Origin of the sequence: Sphingobium sp. (assembly GCF_032153725.1) — a bacterium.
GTDB lineage: Bacteria > Pseudomonadota > Alphaproteobacteria > Sphingomonadales > Sphingomonadaceae > Sphingobium.
Window position 1 is genome coordinate 12,047 of the sequence record NZ_JALDYQ010000036.1, and the last position, 17,921, is coordinate 29,967.

Annotated in this window: 16 protein-coding genes; 1 reads left to right on the forward strand and 15 read right to left on the reverse strand. The window is 60.7% G+C overall.

Annotated features, from left to right (window positions below; translation table 11 throughout):
- Positions 1 to 54 precede the first annotated feature (54 nt).
- From RUH75_RS12965 to RUH75_RS13030, 14 genes are all read right to left on the reverse strand, one after another.
- Entirely contained in the window at positions 55 to 1,482 is a 1,428-nt protein-coding gene (locus RUH75_RS12965; protein WP_313806543.1) for an aldehyde dehydrogenase family protein, read from the reverse strand.
- Positions 1,483 to 1,643: 161 nt separating this feature from the next.
- Positions 1,644 to 2,648, reverse strand: coding sequence for an NADPH:quinone oxidoreductase family protein (locus RUH75_RS12970; RefSeq protein WP_313806545.1), 1,005 nt, complete (start codon positions 2,646 to 2,648; stop codon positions 1,644 to 1,646).
- Positions 2,648 to 3,820 carry an acetyl-CoA C-acyltransferase gene (locus RUH75_RS12975; protein ID WP_313806547.1) on the reverse strand — a complete coding sequence of 391 codons (1,173 nt, stop codon included), beginning with the start codon at positions 3,818 to 3,820 and terminating at the stop codon, positions 2,648 to 2,650. The genes RUH75_RS12970 and RUH75_RS12975 overlap by 1 nt, the downstream gene beginning before the upstream one ends.
- Positions 3,821 to 3,843: 23 nt before the next feature.
- Complete coding sequence (locus RUH75_RS12980; protein WP_313806549.1) at positions 3,844 to 4,296, reverse strand: MaoC family dehydratase; 453 nt, start codon at positions 4,294 to 4,296, stop codon at positions 3,844 to 3,846.
- A complete protein-coding gene (locus RUH75_RS12985; protein ID WP_313806551.1) occupies positions 4,293 to 6,029 on the reverse strand; it encodes an acyl-CoA dehydrogenase in 1,737 nt (578 codons plus the stop codon). The genes RUH75_RS12980 and RUH75_RS12985 overlap by 4 nt, the downstream gene beginning before the upstream one ends.
- Entirely contained in the window at positions 6,029 to 7,141 is a 1,113-nt protein-coding gene (locus RUH75_RS12990; protein WP_313806553.1) for an acyl-CoA dehydrogenase, read from the reverse strand. The genes RUH75_RS12985 and RUH75_RS12990 overlap by 1 nt, the downstream gene beginning before the upstream one ends.
- A 3-nt stretch (positions 7,142 to 7,144) precedes the next feature.
- Positions 7,145 to 8,341, reverse strand: coding sequence for an acyl-CoA dehydrogenase family protein (locus RUH75_RS12995; RefSeq protein WP_313806555.1), 1,197 nt, complete (start codon positions 8,339 to 8,341; stop codon positions 7,145 to 7,147).
- A 99-nt stretch (positions 8,342 to 8,440) separates the two neighbouring features.
- Positions 8,441 to 10,126, reverse strand: coding sequence for a long-chain-fatty-acid--CoA ligase (locus tag RUH75_RS13000; RefSeq protein WP_313806557.1), 1,686 nt, complete (start codon positions 10,124 to 10,126; stop codon positions 8,441 to 8,443).
- A gap of 52 nt (positions 10,127 to 10,178) precedes the next feature.
- Positions 10,179 to 12,209, reverse strand: coding sequence for a 3-hydroxyacyl-CoA dehydrogenase NAD-binding domain-containing protein (locus tag RUH75_RS13005; RefSeq protein ID WP_313806559.1), 2,031 nt, complete (start codon positions 12,207 to 12,209; stop codon positions 10,179 to 10,181).
- 11 nt (positions 12,210 to 12,220) lie between these two features.
- Positions 12,221 to 13,021 carry an SDR family NAD(P)-dependent oxidoreductase gene (locus RUH75_RS13010; protein ID WP_313806561.1) on the reverse strand — a complete coding sequence of 267 codons (801 nt, stop codon included), beginning with the start codon at positions 13,019 to 13,021 and terminating at the stop codon, positions 12,221 to 12,223.
- Positions 13,018 to 13,794 carry an SDR family oxidoreductase gene (locus tag RUH75_RS13015; protein WP_313806563.1) on the reverse strand — a complete coding sequence of 259 codons (777 nt, stop codon included), beginning with the start codon at positions 13,792 to 13,794 and terminating at the stop codon, positions 13,018 to 13,020. The genes RUH75_RS13010 and RUH75_RS13015 overlap by 4 nt, the downstream gene beginning before the upstream one ends.
- 10 nt (positions 13,795 to 13,804) lie before the next feature.
- Positions 13,805 to 14,827, reverse strand: coding sequence for a phosphotransferase family protein (locus RUH75_RS13020; protein WP_313806565.1), 1,023 nt, complete (start codon positions 14,825 to 14,827; stop codon positions 13,805 to 13,807).
- Positions 14,824 to 16,071 (reverse strand): acyl-CoA dehydrogenase family protein, encoded by a 1,248-nt coding sequence (locus RUH75_RS13025; RefSeq protein WP_313806567.1) that lies wholly within the window; start codon positions 16,069 to 16,071, stop codon positions 14,824 to 14,826. Before RUH75_RS13025 ends, RUH75_RS13020 begins: the two co-directional genes overlap by 4 nt.
- A 112-nt stretch (positions 16,072 to 16,183) precedes the next feature.
- Positions 16,184 to 16,423 (reverse strand): hypothetical protein, encoded by a 240-nt coding sequence (locus RUH75_RS13030; protein WP_313806569.1) that lies wholly within the window; start codon positions 16,421 to 16,423, stop codon positions 16,184 to 16,186.
- Here RUH75_RS13030 and RUH75_RS23675 point away from each other — a divergent pair.
- A complete protein-coding gene (locus RUH75_RS23675) occupies positions 16,388 to 16,678 on the forward strand; it encodes an FAD-dependent oxidoreductase (RefSeq protein WP_409592353.1) in 291 nt (96 codons plus the stop codon). The two genes, RUH75_RS13030 and RUH75_RS23675, sit on opposite strands and share 36 nt — an antisense overlap.
- Here RUH75_RS23675 and RUH75_RS13035 read toward each other — a convergent pair.
- Positions 16,642 to 17,877, reverse strand: coding sequence for a TetR/AcrR family transcriptional regulator (locus tag RUH75_RS13035; protein WP_313806571.1), 1,236 nt, complete (start codon positions 17,875 to 17,877; stop codon positions 16,642 to 16,644). The two genes, RUH75_RS23675 and RUH75_RS13035, sit on opposite strands and share 37 nt — an antisense overlap.
- Between the last annotated feature and the right edge of the window lie 44 nt (positions 17,878 to 17,921).

The window sequence follows — 17,921 nt, forward strand, 5'->3', positions numbered from 1 at the left end:
TGTTTTTCCGCGATTTCTTAACCGTTGGATGATGCCATCTGACTGGAAATCGCTCTAGGCGTCTCCGGTCAATTCGGCGATGATCTTGCGCGCGATGTCACCGTAGGGCGGCAGAATGCTGAGAGCGGGTGATTGTTCGTCGAAGTCGAGGACTGCGCGAGGATTGGAAAATTCTCTGAATCCTTCAATGCCGTGATGGCGGCCATAGCCACTCATGCCGCTGCCCCCAAAGCCCATATTCGCTTGAGCGCCGTGCAACAGCACGCAGTTGAAGCTCACGCCGCCGGATATGGTTTCGCGCAGGATTCTTTGCTTGAGCGCTTCATCGTCCGAGAACAGGTAGACGCCCAAAGGACGGTCCCGCGAGGCGATGAATGCGATGGCATCATCGATTGTGTCATAGGGCACAATCGGCAGGATGGGTCCGAAAATCTCTTCCTGCATGATTTGGCTGTCCAGCGGTGGATCAATCACCAGCGAAAGCGGCATGCGCCGGTCTTCGCCCCGCTCGCCGCCCAGAGTGATGACCTCCAGGCCCTGCGCGCAGGCATTCTCCACCATGGCATTGAGCCGTGCGACATGACGATGGTTGATGATGCCGGTGACGTTGCCGCTGCGGACGAAGTCGGCCGCTTCGCTGGCGAACCATGCCCTGGCGTGATCGACGAACGAACCGACTTCATTACGAGGAACAAGCACATAGTCCGTGTTGATGCAGATTTGTCCTCCCTTTGCGAGCTTCACCCGCAAGGTCGCTGCGACCGAGCCTGCGTTGATCGATCGGGGGGCGTAAATCGTGGGATTTTTGCCGCCGAGTTCAAGCGTCAGCGGGACCAGGTTTTTCGCAGCTTCTCCAGCGACTTCGCGACCGATAGCGGCATTGCCCGTGTACATGAGATGATCCCAGGGCAGTCTTGAAAAGGCACGGGATGTTTCCAGATCATAAGGAGAGACAGCAACAATGTCCTCGTCGATGGCCTCGCGCAGGATGTCCTTCATCAACTCTGCGCTTGCCGGGCTTTGATCAGACGGCTTGATGATCGCGCTGTTCCCGGCAGCGATGATCTCAGCAAGCGGACCCAGGCCGATTTCGAAGGGAAAATTCCATGCGATCATGTTGCCGATCACGCCTTTTGGCTGAGGCAGAACATAGGCCTTCGATTGCCCGTAAAGGAAGCTATTGAGCGGCCGGGCGTCGGCCATCGACCATTCCGCAAGCATGGATTTCGCATATTGCATGCGAGAAACGACGCTCATGATTTCGGTGAAATCGGCAAGCTCGGTCGGATGCGCGCTGAAATCGGCACGGAGAGCTTCGTGAATGCGCTTCCTGTTGCGCAAGATGGCGCCGCCTATCGCGTCCAGCCGCTCAGCACGTTGGTCGAGACTAGGCGTGGGATTCTTTGCGAAGGCACGCTTCTGATCATCGAACAGGTTTCGGAGGGTATCGATCGGACCATCAGCATATTGGTCAATGCTCATCGGTTTTGTCCCTTGGTGATCGGTGCAGGTTTATGTACTCGAAGATTTTTCCCGGGTACAAAGCATGTGGCAGGACTGTATAGATCAACGAAGCTTACAGTCGCTGCGATAGGATAATGGGCGCACTTTTGAAAAGAGCGCCTCTCGGTATTGAGATCGCTTCAAAATTCAGTGATCTGAACAACCACCTTGCCAATTGCCTCACGGCTGGCGAGCCGCGCAATTGCCGCGCCTCCGTCTGCCAGAGGATAGCGCCGGTCGATGCGTGGCCGGATCATTCCTTCCCTCCACCATGTCAGCAGTTGTTCGATATGATGACGATTACGCTCTGGCTCTCGTGCCATGAAGCCGCCCCAGAATACGCCGCGCACGTCGCAGGATTTGAGCAGGGCCAGGTTGAGCGGCAGGTGGGGAATGCCCGCCGGGAAGCCGACGACCAGATAGCGTCCTTCCCAGGCGATGCTGCGCAGGGCAGGTTCGGTATAATCGCCCCCGACGGGATCATATATGACATGGGCACCCTCTTTCCCCACGGCTTCCTTGAAGGCTTGCGCCAAGGCTTTTGCCCCATCCTTGTCGAACGGCCCGCTTCCGTAAAGCAAAGTTCGGTCGGCCCCAACCGCGCGGGCGGCCGCTGCCTTCTCTTCACTGGAAACGGCTGCGACGACCGTGGCGCCCATCGCCTTGCCGACCTCGATGGCCGAAAGGCCGATGCCGCCAGCCGCGCCCAGCACCAGTAAAGTTTCACCGGCCTGGAGCGCGGCCCGGTCGGCCAGTGCGTGGATTGTCGTGCCATAGGTGAAGACCAACGCCGCGCCCTCCACCGGGTCCAGCCCAGGCGGAAGGCGGAATGCCTGCCCGGCCTCTACGATCAATTGCTCGGCCAAGCCGCCATGGCTGCATATTGCGATCAGGCGGTCGCCAATATTCCACCCGTCCACGCCCGGGCCGATAGCTTCGACCTCCCCGGAGATCTCCGCGCCGGGGGCGAAGGGGCGGGGTGGCTTGAACTGATATTTGTCCTCGATGACGAGCACGTCGGGATAGTTGATCGCGCAGGCAAGCACCCGTACGCGCAGTTCGCCCGGTCCCGGCCCGGGCGTAGGGACTTCGGTCAGTTCCAGCGTTTCGGGGCCACCCGGCCGGATGGAGAGAAGCGCCTTCATCACAGGACCTCGAACAGTCCGGCCGCGCCCATGCCACCGCCGACGCACATCGTCACGACAACATGGCGGGCGCCGCGCCGCTTGCCCTCGATCAGCGCGTGGCCGACCATGCGGGCACCCGACATGCCATAAGGATGGCCGATGGAGATCGCGCCGCCGCTCACGTTGAGCCTGTCGTCCGGTATGCCGAGCCGATCCTGACAATAGAGGAGCTGTACGGCAAAAGCCTCGTTCAATTCCCAAAGACCGATATCGTCCATGCCGAGGCCGAAGCGCTTCAGCAGCCGCGGCACGGCAAAGACCGGGCCGATGCCCATTTCATCGGGTTCAGTGCCCGCCATGGCCATGCCGACATAACGGCCGAGCGGCGTCAGCCCGCGCCGCGCCGCGAGTTCCGCCTCCATCACGACACAGGCCGACGCGCCATCGGAAAGCTGCGAGGCGTTGCCGGCGGTGATGACGCCGCCCTCAACCACGGGCTTGAGGGAAGCAAGGCCCTCAGCGGTCGTTTCCGGCCGGTTGCCCTCATCCTTGGAGAGCGTCACCTTCCTGTGCGAGACTTCGCCCGTTGCCTTGTCGGCAACGGCCATCATGGAAGTGACGGGAACGATCTCCCGATCGAAAGCACCGGCCTCCTGCGCCGCTGCGGTGCGCTGCTGAGAGCGCAGCCCATAGGCATCCTGCCGCTCGCGCGAGATGCCATAGCGGGTTGCCACCACCTCGGCGGTTTGCAGCATCGGCATGTAAATATCAGGCACCATGGCGAGCAGATCGGCGTCCGGCTCCGTCCGTAGTTGAGAAGTCTGCACCAGCGAAATGGATTCGACCCCGCCTGCAACTACCACGTCCATGCGATCCACGATCACCTGCTTGGCGGCGGTGGCGATGGCCATGAGGCCCGAGGAGCATTGGCGGTCAATGGTCATCCCGGCAACCGTCACCGGCAGGCCGGCGCGCAGTGCAGCAGTCCGCCCGACAGTGTGCTGCACGCCCTGAGGCAGTGCCGCGCCGACGATGCAATCATCGATTTCGGCCGGATCGACGCCGGCGCGCTCGACAGCCGCGCGGATGGCGTGCGCAGCCAGCGTAGGGGCGGGCGTGGCATTGAATGCGCCGCGATAGGCGCGCCCAATGGGTGTGCGGGCGGTGGAAACGATGACGGCGTCACGCATGAGGATATCCTTTCGAAAGAATGTCAGATGATGAAGCGGGTGATCCAGGTCGCGATCAGCGCCGGCTTGGGCTGATCCTCGATTTCCACGACGATGTCCTGGATCTGCTGAAACTGGTCGGGTTCCTTCTCCTCGATGGCGACGAGGATGACGGCAGCGCGGGCCCGGCGGCCGGCCCGCACGGGATGGACGAAGCGGACCCTGTCGAACCCATAATTCACGCCCATGCGCACCGCTGGCATCACTGGCTGCGCTACAGAGGTCATGAGATGCGGCAGCAGCGAAAGCGTCAGAAAGCCGTGCGCGACGGTCCCGCCGAATGGCGTGGCGGCTGCGCGTACGGGGTCCACGTGAATAAACTGATGATCATATGTCGCGTCGGCGAAGCGGTCGATCATGGTTTGATCGACGGTCAGCCAATCCGAATAGCGGACCATGCCGATTTCCGAGCGCAATTCGTCTAGCAGACCGGTCATGCAAAGGCCCTTTCCGGGGTATTGCGAACCAGATCGCTGTGAGCCGCCACGATGGAAAGCCAGCCCAACGCCTGGGGCAGTTCCGTCTCGAAGAAGAAGCGGCATGCATAGACGGTGCCAATGCGCGGCTGCGGATCAGCCAGCGCCAAAGCGCTCATCGCTTGGTCCAGCCATAGCCAGGCTACGACGCCATGGCCAAAGGCACGCAGGAACAGCGTGGCGTCGTCGAACGCTTCGGCGCCACCCCTTGTGCGCAATGCGGCTATGACCGCCTCGATCCGGTCCCAAAAGGTCAGCAGAATGGTACCAAGACCATCCCACTCCGCGAAGGCCGAGGCACGAGCGGTGGTGGCAGCGATACGCTCACGCAGCAATGCAAGCGACCCACCGTCGGAGAACAGCAGCTTCCGGCCGAGCAGGTCGATAGCCTGGATGCCTGTGGTGCCTTCGTGGATCGGGTTCAGCCGGTTGTCGCGCCAGAGCTGTTCGACGGCAAAATCCCGCGTATAGCCATAGCCGCCGTGAACCTGAATCGCGATATCATTGGCCATGACACCGAACTCCGATGGCCAACTCTTGGCGATCGGGGTGAGGAGCGCAAGTAGCGCTTCAGCCTCCTCGTCGGCGCGGTCCACCAGATGTCCGCAATAAATGCATAGGGCCAGCGCTCCTTCCGCATAGGCTTTTTGCTGGAGCACCATGCGGCGGACATCGGGATGGGTCAGGATGGGCAGGGGTTCTCCGCCCCGGACGCCGATAGCGCGGCCTTGCGAGCGTTCCTGCGCATAGCGCAACGACAGGCGATAGCCGCGATAGGCGAGAGCCGCGGCACCCATGCCGACGTCGATCCTTGCTTCGTTCATCATCATGAACATCTGGACAAGGCCGTCGCGCTCCGCGCCCACGCGCCAGCCGATGGCACCGTCACTTTCCCCGAAGTTCAAGAGGCAGTTCGAAGTCCCCCGGAAGCCCATCTTGTGGTTGATGCCCGCCACCGCAATATCGTTCCGGGATCCATCCGGCAGGATTTTAGGGACGATGAAGAGCGAAATGCCTTTCGATCCCTCAGGCAGGCTGCCGTCGGATCGGGCGACCTTCGCCAGGACCAGATGGACGATATTATCGCTGGCATCCTGATCGCCGCCCGAAATCCACATCTTGTTACCCGTCAGCCGATAACGGGCGCCCAGCGCATCCTCGCCATCGAGAATGGCGCGCGTGCGCACATCCGCCAGACTGGAGCCTGCCTGAGGCTCCGAAAGGCACATGGTGCCGAACCAGCGTCCTTCAATTTCCGGCTGCGCGAACTGCTCGATCTGTGCTGGCGTGCCGAATGCCAAAATAAGACGGGCATTGGCTGCCGTCAGCTTGGGATAGGCGGATGTCGACACATTGGCGGCTGCAAAATTGCTCTGCATCGCGAGCGAAACCGCAAAAGGCAGGCCAAGTCCGCCTTGTTCTTCTGAGAAGTTCGCTCCGAACAGGCCCATTTCGCGATAAAGGTTGAGCGCGGTCTGGATCGCTGGAAGGATGTGGACCCCATCCGTTTCGAGGCGCGGTTCCGTGATATCGGCTTCCCGATAGTGAGGAAGGAACGCATCCGCAGCGAGGCGCTGTGCCATATCGATCATGGCAAGCCATGTTTCGCGCTCGTCCTGATGACCGATATCCAGCCAGTCGAAGAGCAGAAATGCAAGGAGGCCTGAATCGGGCAAGGCATAGATATCGGACATCAGCTGGCCTTCCCCAGCATGGTGAAACGGGTCAGATGATGATCCTCATCACCCAGTTGGTGGCCGATCATGGTCAGGCGCTTGGCATAGTGGGAAAGCGGCAGTTCCCAGGTCATGCCGATACCACCATGGAGCTGGATGGCTTCTTCGGTGACGAGGGTACCGACCCGGCCGACCGTATATTTTGCGGCAGAGGCAGCGCGCTCCCGGCGGATGCGGTCGGAATCGAGCGCATCTGCCACATTGATAGCGGCGGAGCGGGTTTGCTCGATTTCCAGTGCCATCGTCGCCATACGGTGCTGAAGTGCCTGAAATTTGCCGATCGGCATTCCGAATTGCTTGCGGGTGCGCAGGTAATCGAGCGTCGAGTCCTTGAGGACGTCCATCACGCCCACGGCTTCCCAGGCGAGCGCGACAATGCCGGAGGCGACCGCCTCCTCGATCAAGGGAAATCCATTTTCTGCGATCAACGTCGCTGGCGTGTTGCGCAATGCGAGTTCGCCGCCGCGGCCGCCGTCGATCATGGGATAGCCGCGCAATTCAAGGCCAGCGGCCGATCTTTCGACAAGGAATAGACCGATGCCCGCCTCATCCCCCGGCTCCCCCGCGATGCGCGCGGAAAGAAGAATGCGATCGGCCGCTTCGACCTGTGGCACCACCGCTTTGTTGCCGGAGAGAGTCCAGCTTGCCCCTGCGAGGACGGCATGGGTCGCCACGTCCGCAAGATCGTAGCGGCTCTGTGGTTCTTCATGGGCGAAGGCGAGAATTGCGCTGCCCGCAATAACTTCGGCCAGCAGCGCCTCTTGCCCGCCCGCTTTGGCAAGCACGCGGCCCGCCATCAGGACGCCCAGAAAAGGTTCGATGGCGAGTGCGCGGCCCAGCTGCTCGAACACCACCGCGATATCCCATCCGGTTCCGCCGAAACCGCCCGCGGCTTCGCCGAACAAAGCGCCGACAATGCCGAGTTCGGCCAAAGCCGACCACTGGTCGGGGGACCAGCCGGTTTGCGATCCGCTGATCTGGTGGCGTGTTTCGATCGGGTAGCGTTGTTGCAGATAACGGCCGAGCGTGTCGGCCAGCATCTGCCGGTCCTCATGATGATGAAAGTCCATGGCTTACAGCTCCAGGATCGCTTTGGTGATGATCTCGCGCTGCACTTCGTTGGAGCCGCCGAAGATCGAAAGCTTGCGGTTGTTGAGATATTCGACCGTTACTGCGGCGGCATAATCCGGCCCGATGGGCCGCCCATTGAAGCCTTCGTCCAATGCCTCTGTCACAAAGGGCTGGGCATAGGGACCGAGCGCGCGACGAGCGAGGCTGTCGATCTCCTGCCGGATTTCCGTGCCGCGTATTTTGAGCATGGCGCTCATGGCCAGCGGAGCCGCGCCGCCACCCGATGCGGTGAGTACGCGCAAATTGGTCGTTTTCATATTCTCAAGATCGATTTCCAGCCGGGCGAGCCGGGCGGCGAACAGCGGGTCCTCCGCAAGAGGTCTGCCCCCCTTGCGCTGGCTGTTTGCGATGCGCTGCAAATGGTCGAACGCCGCCATGGAGGTTCCCACGCCCGCGATATTCGTGCGCTCATAGGCCAGCAGATATTTGGCGTAGGTCCAGCCCTTATTCTCCTCACCGACCAAATTTTCCACCGGTACGCGGACATCGGTGAAAAAGACTTCGTTCACCTCATGCTCGCCATCAAGCAGAATGATCGGGCGGACCTCGACACCCGGTGACTTCATGTCGATCAGCAGGAAGGAGATGCCTTCCTGCTTCTTGCCTTCATTCGACGTGCGGACAAGGCAGAAGATCATGTCGGCATGTTGGCCGAGTGTCGTCCATGTCTTCTGACCATTGACGACATAATGGTCGCCGTCTCGTACCGCACTGGTCTTCAGGCTGGCGAGGTCCGACCCGGCGCCGGGCTCGGAATAACCCTGGCACCACCAATGCGTGCCATTCAGGATACGCGGCAGCCAATAGCTTTTCTGGGCTTCGGAGCCATATTTGATGAGCACCGGTCCCAACATCGACACGCCGAAGGGAAGGATGCGCGGCGCGTGGGCCAAGGCGGACTCGACATCGAAAATATAGGCTTGAGCGACGCTCCAGCCGGTGCCGCCATGGTCCTTGGGCCAGTGATTGGCCAGCCAGCCGCGAGCGTTCAGAATGGCGTGCCATTCCTCCATATCCTGCTTTGCAAGGCGCTTGCCGGTGCGTATCTTGTCCGCGATACGCACGGGCAGCTTGTCCCGCAAGAAGGCGCGAACCTCCTCGCGAAACTGCTCTTCTTCAGGGGTGAAGCAAAGATCCATCAGAAATGCCTTTCAAAAATGGCACGCCAATCGGGGAGCAGGCTGGTCCGGCCGATATGGACATGCGTGAAGCGCCGGTAAGCGGAGCGCGGCCGGAGATCATTTCTTTCCATGGGACAGGTCCCGTGGCTGGGCGGCCACCTCACAGGGTTCTGCGTACCGCTCTCGAAGCAATTTTTTGTCGATCTTGCCAACGCTTGTGCGCGGTAGCCGATCAACCAGCTCGAAGCGTTCGAGCCGGGCATAGCGCGTGATGGCGCCCGCAGCGATTGCTGCGGCAACCGGGACATTGAGCACCTCCAGCGTGGGGAGCGCTTCCGGTTCAGGAACAATCACCGCGAGCGGCCGTTCGCCCCATTTCGCGTCGGGCACCGCGATCACGGCCGCCTCGGCAACGCCTTGCGCCTGTCCCAGCAGGTCCTCAAGCTGAATGGAATCGATCCATTCGCCGCCGGTTTTGATGACGTCCTTCAGCCGGTCGCGGATGCGGATATAACCGCGTTCGTCGATGGTCGCGACATCTTGCGTATGCAGCCAGCCACCCCTCCAGAGCGCTTCCGATGCCGCGGCATCCCCGGTATAGCAGGGGGTGAGCCATGGCGCGCGGAGCACCAACTCGCCACGGGTCATGCCGTCGTGCGGCATGGGATTCATCGCCTCATCGACAATCCGGGCCTGGACCATCGGGACCGGCACGCCGGTCGCGGTCAAGGTTTCGAGCAGCTTTTCTTCATCCCCCTGTTCATCCAGGCGCGCGTGCGTGATGCAGATCGTGGGCGCCGTTTCCGACATCCCATAGCCCGCATGGACCTTCATGCCGCGCCTGCGGGCCTCTGCGCAGAGCGTTTTGCTCATCGCCGACCCTCCCACGGTGATCTTCCACCCGCCAAGGTCGATGCCGCTGGCGTCCGCAGCCTGGAAGATCATTTGGAGGATGGTCGGCACGCAATGCGAATAGGTCACGCCATGCGCGTCACGCATGGCGCACAGGATTTCCGGTTCGTAGCGTCCCGGGTAGACCTGTTTCACGCCGAGTAGGGTGGCCATATAGGGCACGCCCCACGCGTGGACGTGGAACATCGGCGTCATTGGCATGTAGACGTCGCCGAAGCCGAACCCGTCTGTCCAGTCGGACCCTCCAAACGGCCCTGTGGTCGCGAGCGTGTGCAGGACGATCTGGCGATGCGTGAAGCATACGCCTTTAGGAGTGCCCGTGGTGCCGGTGGTGTAAAAGGTGGTGGCGACGGCATTCTCGTCGAAATCCTGGAACGGATAGTCGGGCGAGGCGAGGGCCGAAAGCAATTCATATTCGCCGCAGGCATAGGAGGGCAATGCCTCCTCCGCACCGTCCATGATCGCGATCACTGCCTTCACGCCGATAAGCGAAGGCAGGATTTCTTCGATCATCGGGAAGAAATCCCGATGCACGACAAGAATCTCCGCCTTGGCATGCTGTAGCGTGTAGGCAAGCTGGGGCACGGGCATACGGACATTCGCTGTCTGCAGGACGGCGCCCATCATGGGTATCGCGAAATAGGCCTCGAGATAGCGATGGCTGTCCCAGTCCAGCATGGCGATCGTCATTCCCTGCCTGGCGCCACATTGTTCCAGCAGCGAGGCAAGCCGGCCGATGCGGCCTGCAAATTCCCGGTAGCTGTAGCGGTGCCGATCCCGATAGATGATTTCCTGCTCGGCCGATGTGATCAGGGCGGTTTCCAGAAGGTGGCGAATGATCAGTGGCGGGTGATAGGCCTCCGACGCCCTTTCCGCGAAGCGCAACGGCATAAACCTCTCCTTTTTGCTCTTTCGTCTCTTGCTCTCCGGCGACGCTACGATCTCACCGATCAAGCGGTCTTGCCGCCGCCTGACAGTCGGCGAGCAATGGCGCGATGGCGAAATCCTCGCCCAGCCGGTCGGCATGTCGCTTGAGCCCCTGGATAATCGTATCGAGTCCGATCTGATTGGCCCAGAACATCGGACCGCCCTTGTGACGCGGCCAGCCATAGCCATAGAGCCATACGACATCGATGTCGGACGCGCGCTGGGCAATGCCTTCCCCAAGGATTTCCGCGCCTTCGTTGACCATGGTATAGAGGGTGCGAACGGTAATTTCTTCATCGCTGATTTCGCGCGAGGTGATGCCCGCCTTTTGACGGAATTCATCGATGATCCCGGCGACCACGGGGGAAGGGGAGGGGCGTCGCTTCTCATCATAGTCATAGAAGCCGGCCTGCGTCTTCTGACCCCAACGGCCCTGCGCACAGAGCATGTCCTGAAGGCTTTCGATCCGGTTCGGATCGCGATGCCATCCGATGTCGACGCCGGCCAGGTCCGCCATCTGGAATGGCCCCATTGGCATGCCGAAGCGGGTGTGCACACGGTCGATCTGTTCGGGCGTGGCGCCTTCGAGCAGCAGCGCGTTGGCATTGCCCTGGCGCGGGATGAGCATGCGATTGCCGATGAAGCCGTAGCAAACGCCGGAAACGACGGGGATCTTGCCGATCCTGCGCGCGATATCCATGCCGGTAGCGAGAACGTCTGGCGCGGTTTTGGCGCCGCGCACGACCTCGACCAGCTTCATGACATTGGCCGGCGAGAAGAAATGCAGCCCGAGCACGTCCTGCGGTCGCCCCGTCGCCGCCCCGATCTCATCGATCGAGAGATAGGAGGTGTTGGACGCCAGCATCGCGCCAGGCTTGGCAATGCCATCCAGCCGCGCGAAAATCGCTTTCTTGACATCCATATTCTCGTAAACCGCCTCAATGATGAGGTCGCATTCCTTCAACGCATCGAAATCAAGCGTGGTAGTGAGAAGCGCCATGCTCCTCTCGACCTGCTCCGACGTCATCCGTCCCTTGGCGGCCGTGGCTTCGTAATTCTTGCGCATGAGCGCGGCCCCTCGGTCGAGAGCTTCCTGCGCCATTTCGACAATGGTGACCGGTATTCCGGCCGACAGGAAATTCATCGAAATGCCGCCGCCCATCGTTCCTGCGCCGATCACGCCGACACGGGCGATGGATCGCCGTTCGACATCCTTGGGCAGTCCATCGATCTTCGCTGCGGCACGCTCTGCGAAGAAGGCATGGCGCAGCGCCTTGGATTGATCGCCGGCGACCAGGTTTGCGAACAAGGCGCGCTCTTTTTCCTGCCCTTTGTCGAGCGGCATTTCCGTTGCGGTCCTTACCGCTTCCAGACAAGCTTGCGGCGCGTGGAGATCCTTGATTTTTCGAGCATTGGCCGCTGCGAAGCGCTCAAATGCCGCGGGGTCGGCCTGGATGTTCCGCTCGCCCGTGCGCCGGGGGGTGTCCAGCGTGTCCGCAAAGTCGATGGCTTCGGCCACCAGCGTAGCCTCGTCGGCAAGCCTGTCCACCAAACCGGTTTCTGCGGCCTTGGCAGCCGAGATCGGCGCGCCGGACACGATCATGTCGAGCGCCGCTTCGACGCCCACAAGGCGCGGCAAGCGCTGCGTACCGCCGGCGCCGGGCAGAAGGCCCAGCGATACCTCGGGCAAGCCCAGTTTCGCGCTCCGCGTGGCAATCCGGTAGTGGCAGCCCAGCGCGATCTCCAACCCTCCGCCCAGGGCAAGCCCATGGATCGCTGCGACAACCGGCTTGTTGCTCGCCTCGATCGCATCGACCAGTTCGGGCAGCGAGGGAGAGGCGAACGCTTTGCCGAATTCGGTGATGTCCGCACCGCCCGAGAACAGCTTGCCTGAACCGCGGATCACGATGGCCTTCACTCCATCATCCCGCTGCGCGGTGGAGATGGCCTGGTGCAGCCCTTTGCGAAGGTGTTCGCCGAGCGCGTTTACCGGCGGATTGGCCATGACGATCTCAAGGACGTCTCTGTGCTGTTTGGTTTCGATCATGGTGTCTCTTTTCAGAAGGTCGTTTCGCCGAGCTGACGCGGTTTGGCGAAAGGGTGAGAGGAAGAAAGGCCCGCATCGACGACAAGCGCGTGGCCGTTGACATAACTCGCATCATCCGAGGCCAGAAAGGCGATGGCGCGGGCAATCTCGATCGGATCGCCGCCGCGCCCGAGCGGATTTAGCTGGCCGATCATCTTTTCGCGGCCCTTGGCCCGCGCCTGATCATAGAGCATTTGGGTCATGCCCGTCTCGATCAGGCCAGGGCAGACGGCGTTGACCCGGATGCCCGTTCCCGTGAGTTGTTGGGCGGCGGTCTGCACCAGATTGATCACACCCGCCTTTGACGCTGAATAGGCCATGCCACCGGCGCCCGCGCGGAGCCCCGCCACCGAAGCCGTGCAGATGATCGAACCCGCGAGTCCGGCATCAAGCATGGCCTTCGCGCCATGCTTGATCGCCAGAAAGGGACCGACAAGGTTGACCCGCAGCAGTGCTTCCCAATCGTCCGCCGTCTGGTCGAACAATCCGGCCATGCCCCCGCTTACCCCAGCGTTGGCGCACAGAATGTTGAGGCCGCCATGGCGCTCGACGGCGGTGGCGATCATCCCGGCGACATCAGCTTCGCTTCCTGCATCGCCGCGCAGAGTAGTGATAGCCGCATGATCTTTCGCGGTTTCGGCGAGGCCATCATCATGGACATCGACAGCGAGAACCCGTGCGCCTTCAGCCGCAAAAAGGCGTGCGGTCGCGCGGCCGATCCCGGACCCCGCGCCAGTGACGAGAACGCTTTGGCCTGTGAAGCTGGCGGTCATAAACCACCCTTGGCCGTCTGTCCGCCGTCAAGGACGATCGTTTGTCCCGTGATGTAAGCGCCGGCTTTCGATGCCAGGAAGATTGCGGTGCCGGCAACCTCCTCGGGTTCACCGATACGGCCGAGCGGCGTAGCTCTTTGTAGGGCGGCCTCCGCTTCCGGGGCTTCCCACAAGGCGCGCGCGAACTCCGTGCGGATCACGCTGGGAGCGATCGCGTTCACGCGGATATTATGGGGGCCGAACTCATAAGAGAGGTTGCGGACGAGCTGGAGATCCGCCGCCTTCGAGATATTATAAGCGCCGATGGTGGTGGATCCGATCAGCCCACCCAGCGAGGAGATGACAATGATCGCTCCGTCCTTGCGTTCGATCATCTCGGGCGCGACCATATTGATCAACCAGTGGTTGGCGAGCACATTATTTTCGAAAATCTTGCGGAACTGCTCGTCGCTGATGCCCGCCATCGGTCCATAATAGGGATTGGAGGCTGCATTGCAGACGAGCAGGTCGATCTGACCGAAGCGCGCCCGCGTCTTCGCAACGAGAGTCTCAAGCGCTGTTTTGTCCGAAATGCTTGCGGAGATGGCGACCGCCCGTTCTTCACCGTAACGGTCGTTGATCGCGGCGGCGACTTCCTCGCAGGCTTGTTGTTTCCGGCTGGAGATGACAACCTTCGCGCCGGCTTCGGCATAGGCTTCGGCAATGGCGCGACCGATGCCGCGGGAAGAGCCGGTAATAATCGCGACCTTACCGGTCAGATCGAACAGGTGCATGTGTATCTCCTCAGTTCCTTGCGCCAGCCAATCGGGCTTGCATCCATGCTGCTTCGGTCAGCGGAATTAGCTTGGCGGCCATGGCCGCAGCACCAGAATTGGATGCGTTGCCATCGGCTATTCGTTTCTTGATGCCTTGGACGATGCCGGCCAGGCGGAATAGATTGTAGGCGAAATACCAGTGGAGGTCGGGCAGGCCATCGCGACCGGTTGCCGCGCAATATCGTGCCGTCGCCTCCTCAAGTGTCGGCAGACCTTCCGCACCGAGGTCAACCCCCAGAAGTCCAGCGCGTCCATCTGCCGCCATTGCCCAATTCATGGCGAGATAGGCGAAGTCTGCCAGGGGGTCGCCAATCGTGGTCAGTTCCCAGTCGAGGACCGCAAGGATTTTTGGCCTGTCCATGGCGTAGATGAGGTTGTCGATACGATAGTCGCCATGGATGATCGACGTGCGGCTTTGCTCTGGCAACGTCCGGGGCAGCCAATCGATCAGCTTTTCCATTTCGGGAATTTCGTCGGTCTGCGCAGAGCGATATTGTTTGGTCCATCGTTCGACCTGCCGCTGCACATAATTGCCGGAGCGACCGAAATCCGCCAGGCTAATGGCCACATGATCGAGACTGTGCAGGGTCGCCATCGTGTCGATCATGGACTCATAATAGGCCCGCCTTTCGGATGCCGGCACCTCCGGCAGGGTGCCGTCCCAAAAGGTGCGGCCTTCCACCATCTCCATCACATAGAAGACGGCCCCGATGACCTGTTCATCCTGGCATAGCGCGAGAGGGCGGGGAACGGGAAATCCTGTGGGATGGAGCGCGGAGAGCAGACGATATTCTCGATCGACGGCGTGCGCCGATGGCAGCAAGGCACCGAAGGGCTTGCGGCGCAGTACATAGCGTCCAGCAGTCGTTTCCAGTCGATAGGTCGGGTTGGACTGCCCGTCTGGAAATTTTTCAAGGGCCTGCAAGTCGCCGAAGCCCGGGATAGAGACTTCCAGCCAATGCGCGAGACGACCTTCCTCAAGATCGCTCATCGCGAGGACTTTCGAAAACGGCCGAATTCGGCGCGCGCGATGGCGCGAGCATGCACTTCATCGGGGCCATCGGCGAGACGGAGGGTACGAATATTGGCCCAGTCCGCTGCCAATGCGAAATCATCTGAAACGCCGCCGCCGCCATGCGCCTGTATCGCGTCGTCAATGATCTTGAGCGCCATCTGCGGGGCTTGCACCTTGATCATCGCGATTTCGTTTCGCGCGGCCTTGTTGCCGGCGCGATCCATCATGTCTGCCGCCTTGAGGCAGAGGAGGCGCGTCATCTCAATATCGATGCGGGCGCGGGCGACGCGTTCCTCCCAGACTGAATGGTCCGCGATGGTCTTTCCGAAAGCGGCGCGGGAGAGAAGGCGTCTGGTCATCGCATCCAGAGCTTCCTCCGCAGCGCCGATGGTGCGCATGCAATGATGGATGCGGCCGGGACCCAAGCGCCCCTGCGCGATTTCGAACCCGCGACCTTCGCCAAGCAGCAGATTTTCCGCCGGAACACGCACGTTGGTGAGTGTGATTTCGGCGTGGCCATGAGGGGCGTGATCGTAGCCATAAACCGACAGAACCCGCTCGATTTTTACGCCAGGGGTGTCGAGATCGACCAGGATCATGGCTTGCTGGCGGTGCGTTTCGGCGTTCGGATCGGTCTTGCCCATCACGATCGCCACTTTGCAGCGCGGATCGCCCGCACCGGATGACCACCATTTCCGTCCGTTTATAACATAATGGTCGCCATCGCGTTGAATCGAAGTCTGGATGTTTGTAGCATCTGACGAAGCGACGTCAGGTTCCGTCATCAGGAAAGCTGAACGAATATTTCCATCCATCAGAGGATTGAGCCAGCGATCCTTTTGCTGGCGAGTGCCATAACGGTGGAGGACTTCCATATTGCCTGTGTCGGGCGCCGAACAATTGAACACTTCCGATGCCCAATGGATGCGGCCCATCTCTTCGGCACATAGGGCATATTCAAGGTTGCTCAGTCGTTCGCCAGAGAAGACGAAGCCATCATCTGCCTCGCCGTGGGCTCCGGCCGGGGGCATGAACAAGTTCCAAAGACCAGCTGCCTTGGCCTTGACCTTGAGAGATTCGATTGTCTGAAGGGGAGCCCAACGTTCGCCGCTGGCAAGTTCGTTTGCGCACTCAGCGAGGCGAGGGCGGACTTCGTCCACCATGAAAGTTCGCACCCTGTCCTGGAATTGGCGCTCGCGTGCCGTGAGTGTGAAATCCATGCTCCGCTCCTCTGCTTCCGAATCGATGGCATACTGCGCTTTCGAATTCGGTATTTACATCGTTTTATCTCTTCAAATTGTCCATACCCAATATTAGGAAAATGGAAAAATTTCAAAAACCAATGGTTTTCAGCCCAAACTGGATATTCAAAAAGGGCAAACCGGCGGCAACAAGGTCGTGATCGAACGGCTTGACGGAATGGCGCGCTCTGTGCCGGAGGCCGCGCCATGGACCGCATCCTTCGTGAGTGCCGCGGACATGCCGAGCGATCCGAAGCAGGCATAAAGCATCCAGGCCGCCCTCCTGGCCCGAGCGTTGGGTGATGAGGCGCTGCAACCGATCCAATATCATGAGATCGATTGGGGTGCGGTCGATGCATGGAGCTTGTCATGCACTTCACCCTATCCGCCGGGTTTCCTGACGAAATGGGGTCAATATATCCAGCTGCTCATCGGTCGACTGATCTGGTCTGGGACCGAGACGTCCGATATAGGGGCCGGAGCCATGGATGGCGCCGTTCGTGCGGGGCATCGGTCTGCCCTCCAGGCGCTCGGTCGCTCAACCGTGCTTCAGTCGAACAGGCCGCTCGCAAGGGTTGAGGCATAGATTTCGATCGCCTTCTCCCGAGGAAGGCGTGCGGCCCAGTGGCGCAGGTCATAGGCGGTGTTGATGGCCGCCATGACCACCTGGCTTGCGATCATGGGATCGAGCGGTCGGACGGAGCCTTCGGCAATCCCGTCGACCAGGGTTCCGGCAATACGGAGTGCCATACGGTTGGACCGCTCAACGATATCCCTGCGGACATCGGCCGGGACCGCTTGCAGCGCGGTCGTACGTAGCAGGGGCCAGTTTCCACGAAATTGCACGTCAAGCAACATGGCAATGACCATTGACAGGCGGTCCCAATGGGTGCCCCTGGCCGTTTCGGCTATGCGTTGCGCCTGTGACACACGTCGATAGGAACGACGGAAACATTCGAGGACGAGGTCGTCCTTTGCGTCCAGATGGTGATAGAAGCTGCCCTTGGTGACCTGGAGTTCGGCCACGATCCGATCCACCGAAGCGCCACGATATCCTCGCTCGTTGATCAATCGCGTCGCCGCCCGAAGAAAGGCTTCCTGTCCGACCGACTGGTCGATCTCCGGCGTGTCGAGTGGGTTTGCGTGCAGCGGCTGCCATGAGGTTCCTGGCATTGCGATACCGTGCACGAGGACATCCAGGACCTTGCCCTTCAACCGGCTGAAGTCGCCTATCGAATAACGATTGATCCAAGCCGGCAGCCAGAAAATAACCTCTGTGAGCATATGGGCGCGGGCCGTTAGAATGACTTTGCGTTCTTCGTTGTCCGTTTTGCCGAAGAAATCGCGGATGAGGCGGAATATTTTCTGATAATGCATTTCCAGCGACTGGCGTGCGCCATCGTCGAGGGCGCGGATATCCGACAGGAGGGCAAGCCCTGGATCTTCCTTGCGGAGCACTCTTGCCCACATCTCGATGTGCAGCTCAAGGAACTTCGCAACGCGTGACTGCGGATCGCGCTCATGACCTGCTTCGATTGCCATGCCCTCGAGCCGGGAAAGACTGTGCTCGAACACGGCAGCCGCCAGATCATGCTTGAAACGGAAATAATAGGTGATGCTCGTCGTATTCAGTTCGACCGTCTGCGCCACTTCGGCCAACGTCATTCCGGCCAACCCGCGATCGTTGATGACCGCTGTCGCACCGTCCAATATTTTTTCCCGCTTGCGTTCGAACTTGCTTTTTTCGACGGCTACCGTGGCATCTCGGGTGGAACTGTTGTTCATTCGCCATCTATGGCGCGATCTTCGCCTTTGCGAAAGGCCAAGCG

Coding starts and splice junctions, on each gene's coding strand:
- RUH75_RS13030 (WP_313806569.1), bottom strand. CDS start 16,423: ATGATATTGGATCGGTTGCAGCGCCTCATCACCCAACGCTCGGGCCAG.
- RUH75_RS13035 (WP_313806571.1), bottom strand. CDS start 17,877: ATGAACAACAGTTCCACCCGAGATGCCACGGTAGCCGTCGAAAAAAGC.
- RUH75_RS13020 (WP_313806565.1), bottom strand. CDS start 14,827: ATGAGCGATCTTGAGGAAGGTCGTCTCGCGCATTGGCTGGAAGTCTCT.
- RUH75_RS13005 (WP_313806559.1), bottom strand. CDS start 12,209: ATGATCGAAACCAAACAGCACAGAGACGTCCTTGAGATCGTCATGGCC.
- RUH75_RS12980 (WP_313806549.1), bottom strand. CDS start 4,296: ATGACCGGTCTGCTAGACGAATTGCGCTCGGAAATCGGCATGGTCCGC.
- RUH75_RS12990 (WP_313806553.1), bottom strand. CDS start 7,141: ATGGACTTTCATCATCATGAGGACCGGCAGATGCTGGCCGACACGCTC.
- RUH75_RS12970 (WP_313806545.1), bottom strand. CDS start 2,648: ATGAAGGCGCTTCTCTCCATCCGGCCGGGTGGCCCCGAAACGCTGGAA.
- RUH75_RS12985 (WP_313806551.1), bottom strand. CDS start 6,029: ATGTCCGATATCTATGCCTTGCCCGATTCAGGCCTCCTTGCATTTCTG.
- RUH75_RS13015 (WP_313806563.1), bottom strand. CDS start 13,794: ATGCACCTGTTCGATCTGACCGGTAAGGTCGCGATTATTACCGGCTCT.
- RUH75_RS13000 (WP_313806557.1), bottom strand. CDS start 10,126: ATGCCGTTGCGCTTCGCGGAAAGGGCGTCGGAGGCCTATCACCCGCCA.
- RUH75_RS13010 (WP_313806561.1), bottom strand. CDS start 13,021: ATGACCGCCAGCTTCACAGGCCAAAGCGTTCTCGTCACTGGCGCGGGG.
- RUH75_RS13025 (WP_313806567.1), bottom strand. CDS start 16,071: ATGGATTTCACACTCACGGCACGCGAGCGCCAATTCCAGGACAGGGTG.
- RUH75_RS12995 (WP_313806555.1), bottom strand. CDS start 8,341: ATGGATCTTTGCTTCACCCCTGAAGAAGAGCAGTTTCGCGAGGAGGTT.
- RUH75_RS12965 (WP_313806543.1), bottom strand. CDS start 1,482: ATGAGCATTGACCAATATGCTGATGGTCCGATCGATACCCTCCGAAAC.
- RUH75_RS12975 (WP_313806547.1), bottom strand. CDS start 3,820: ATGCGTGACGCCGTCATCGTTTCCACCGCCCGCACACCCATTGGGCGC.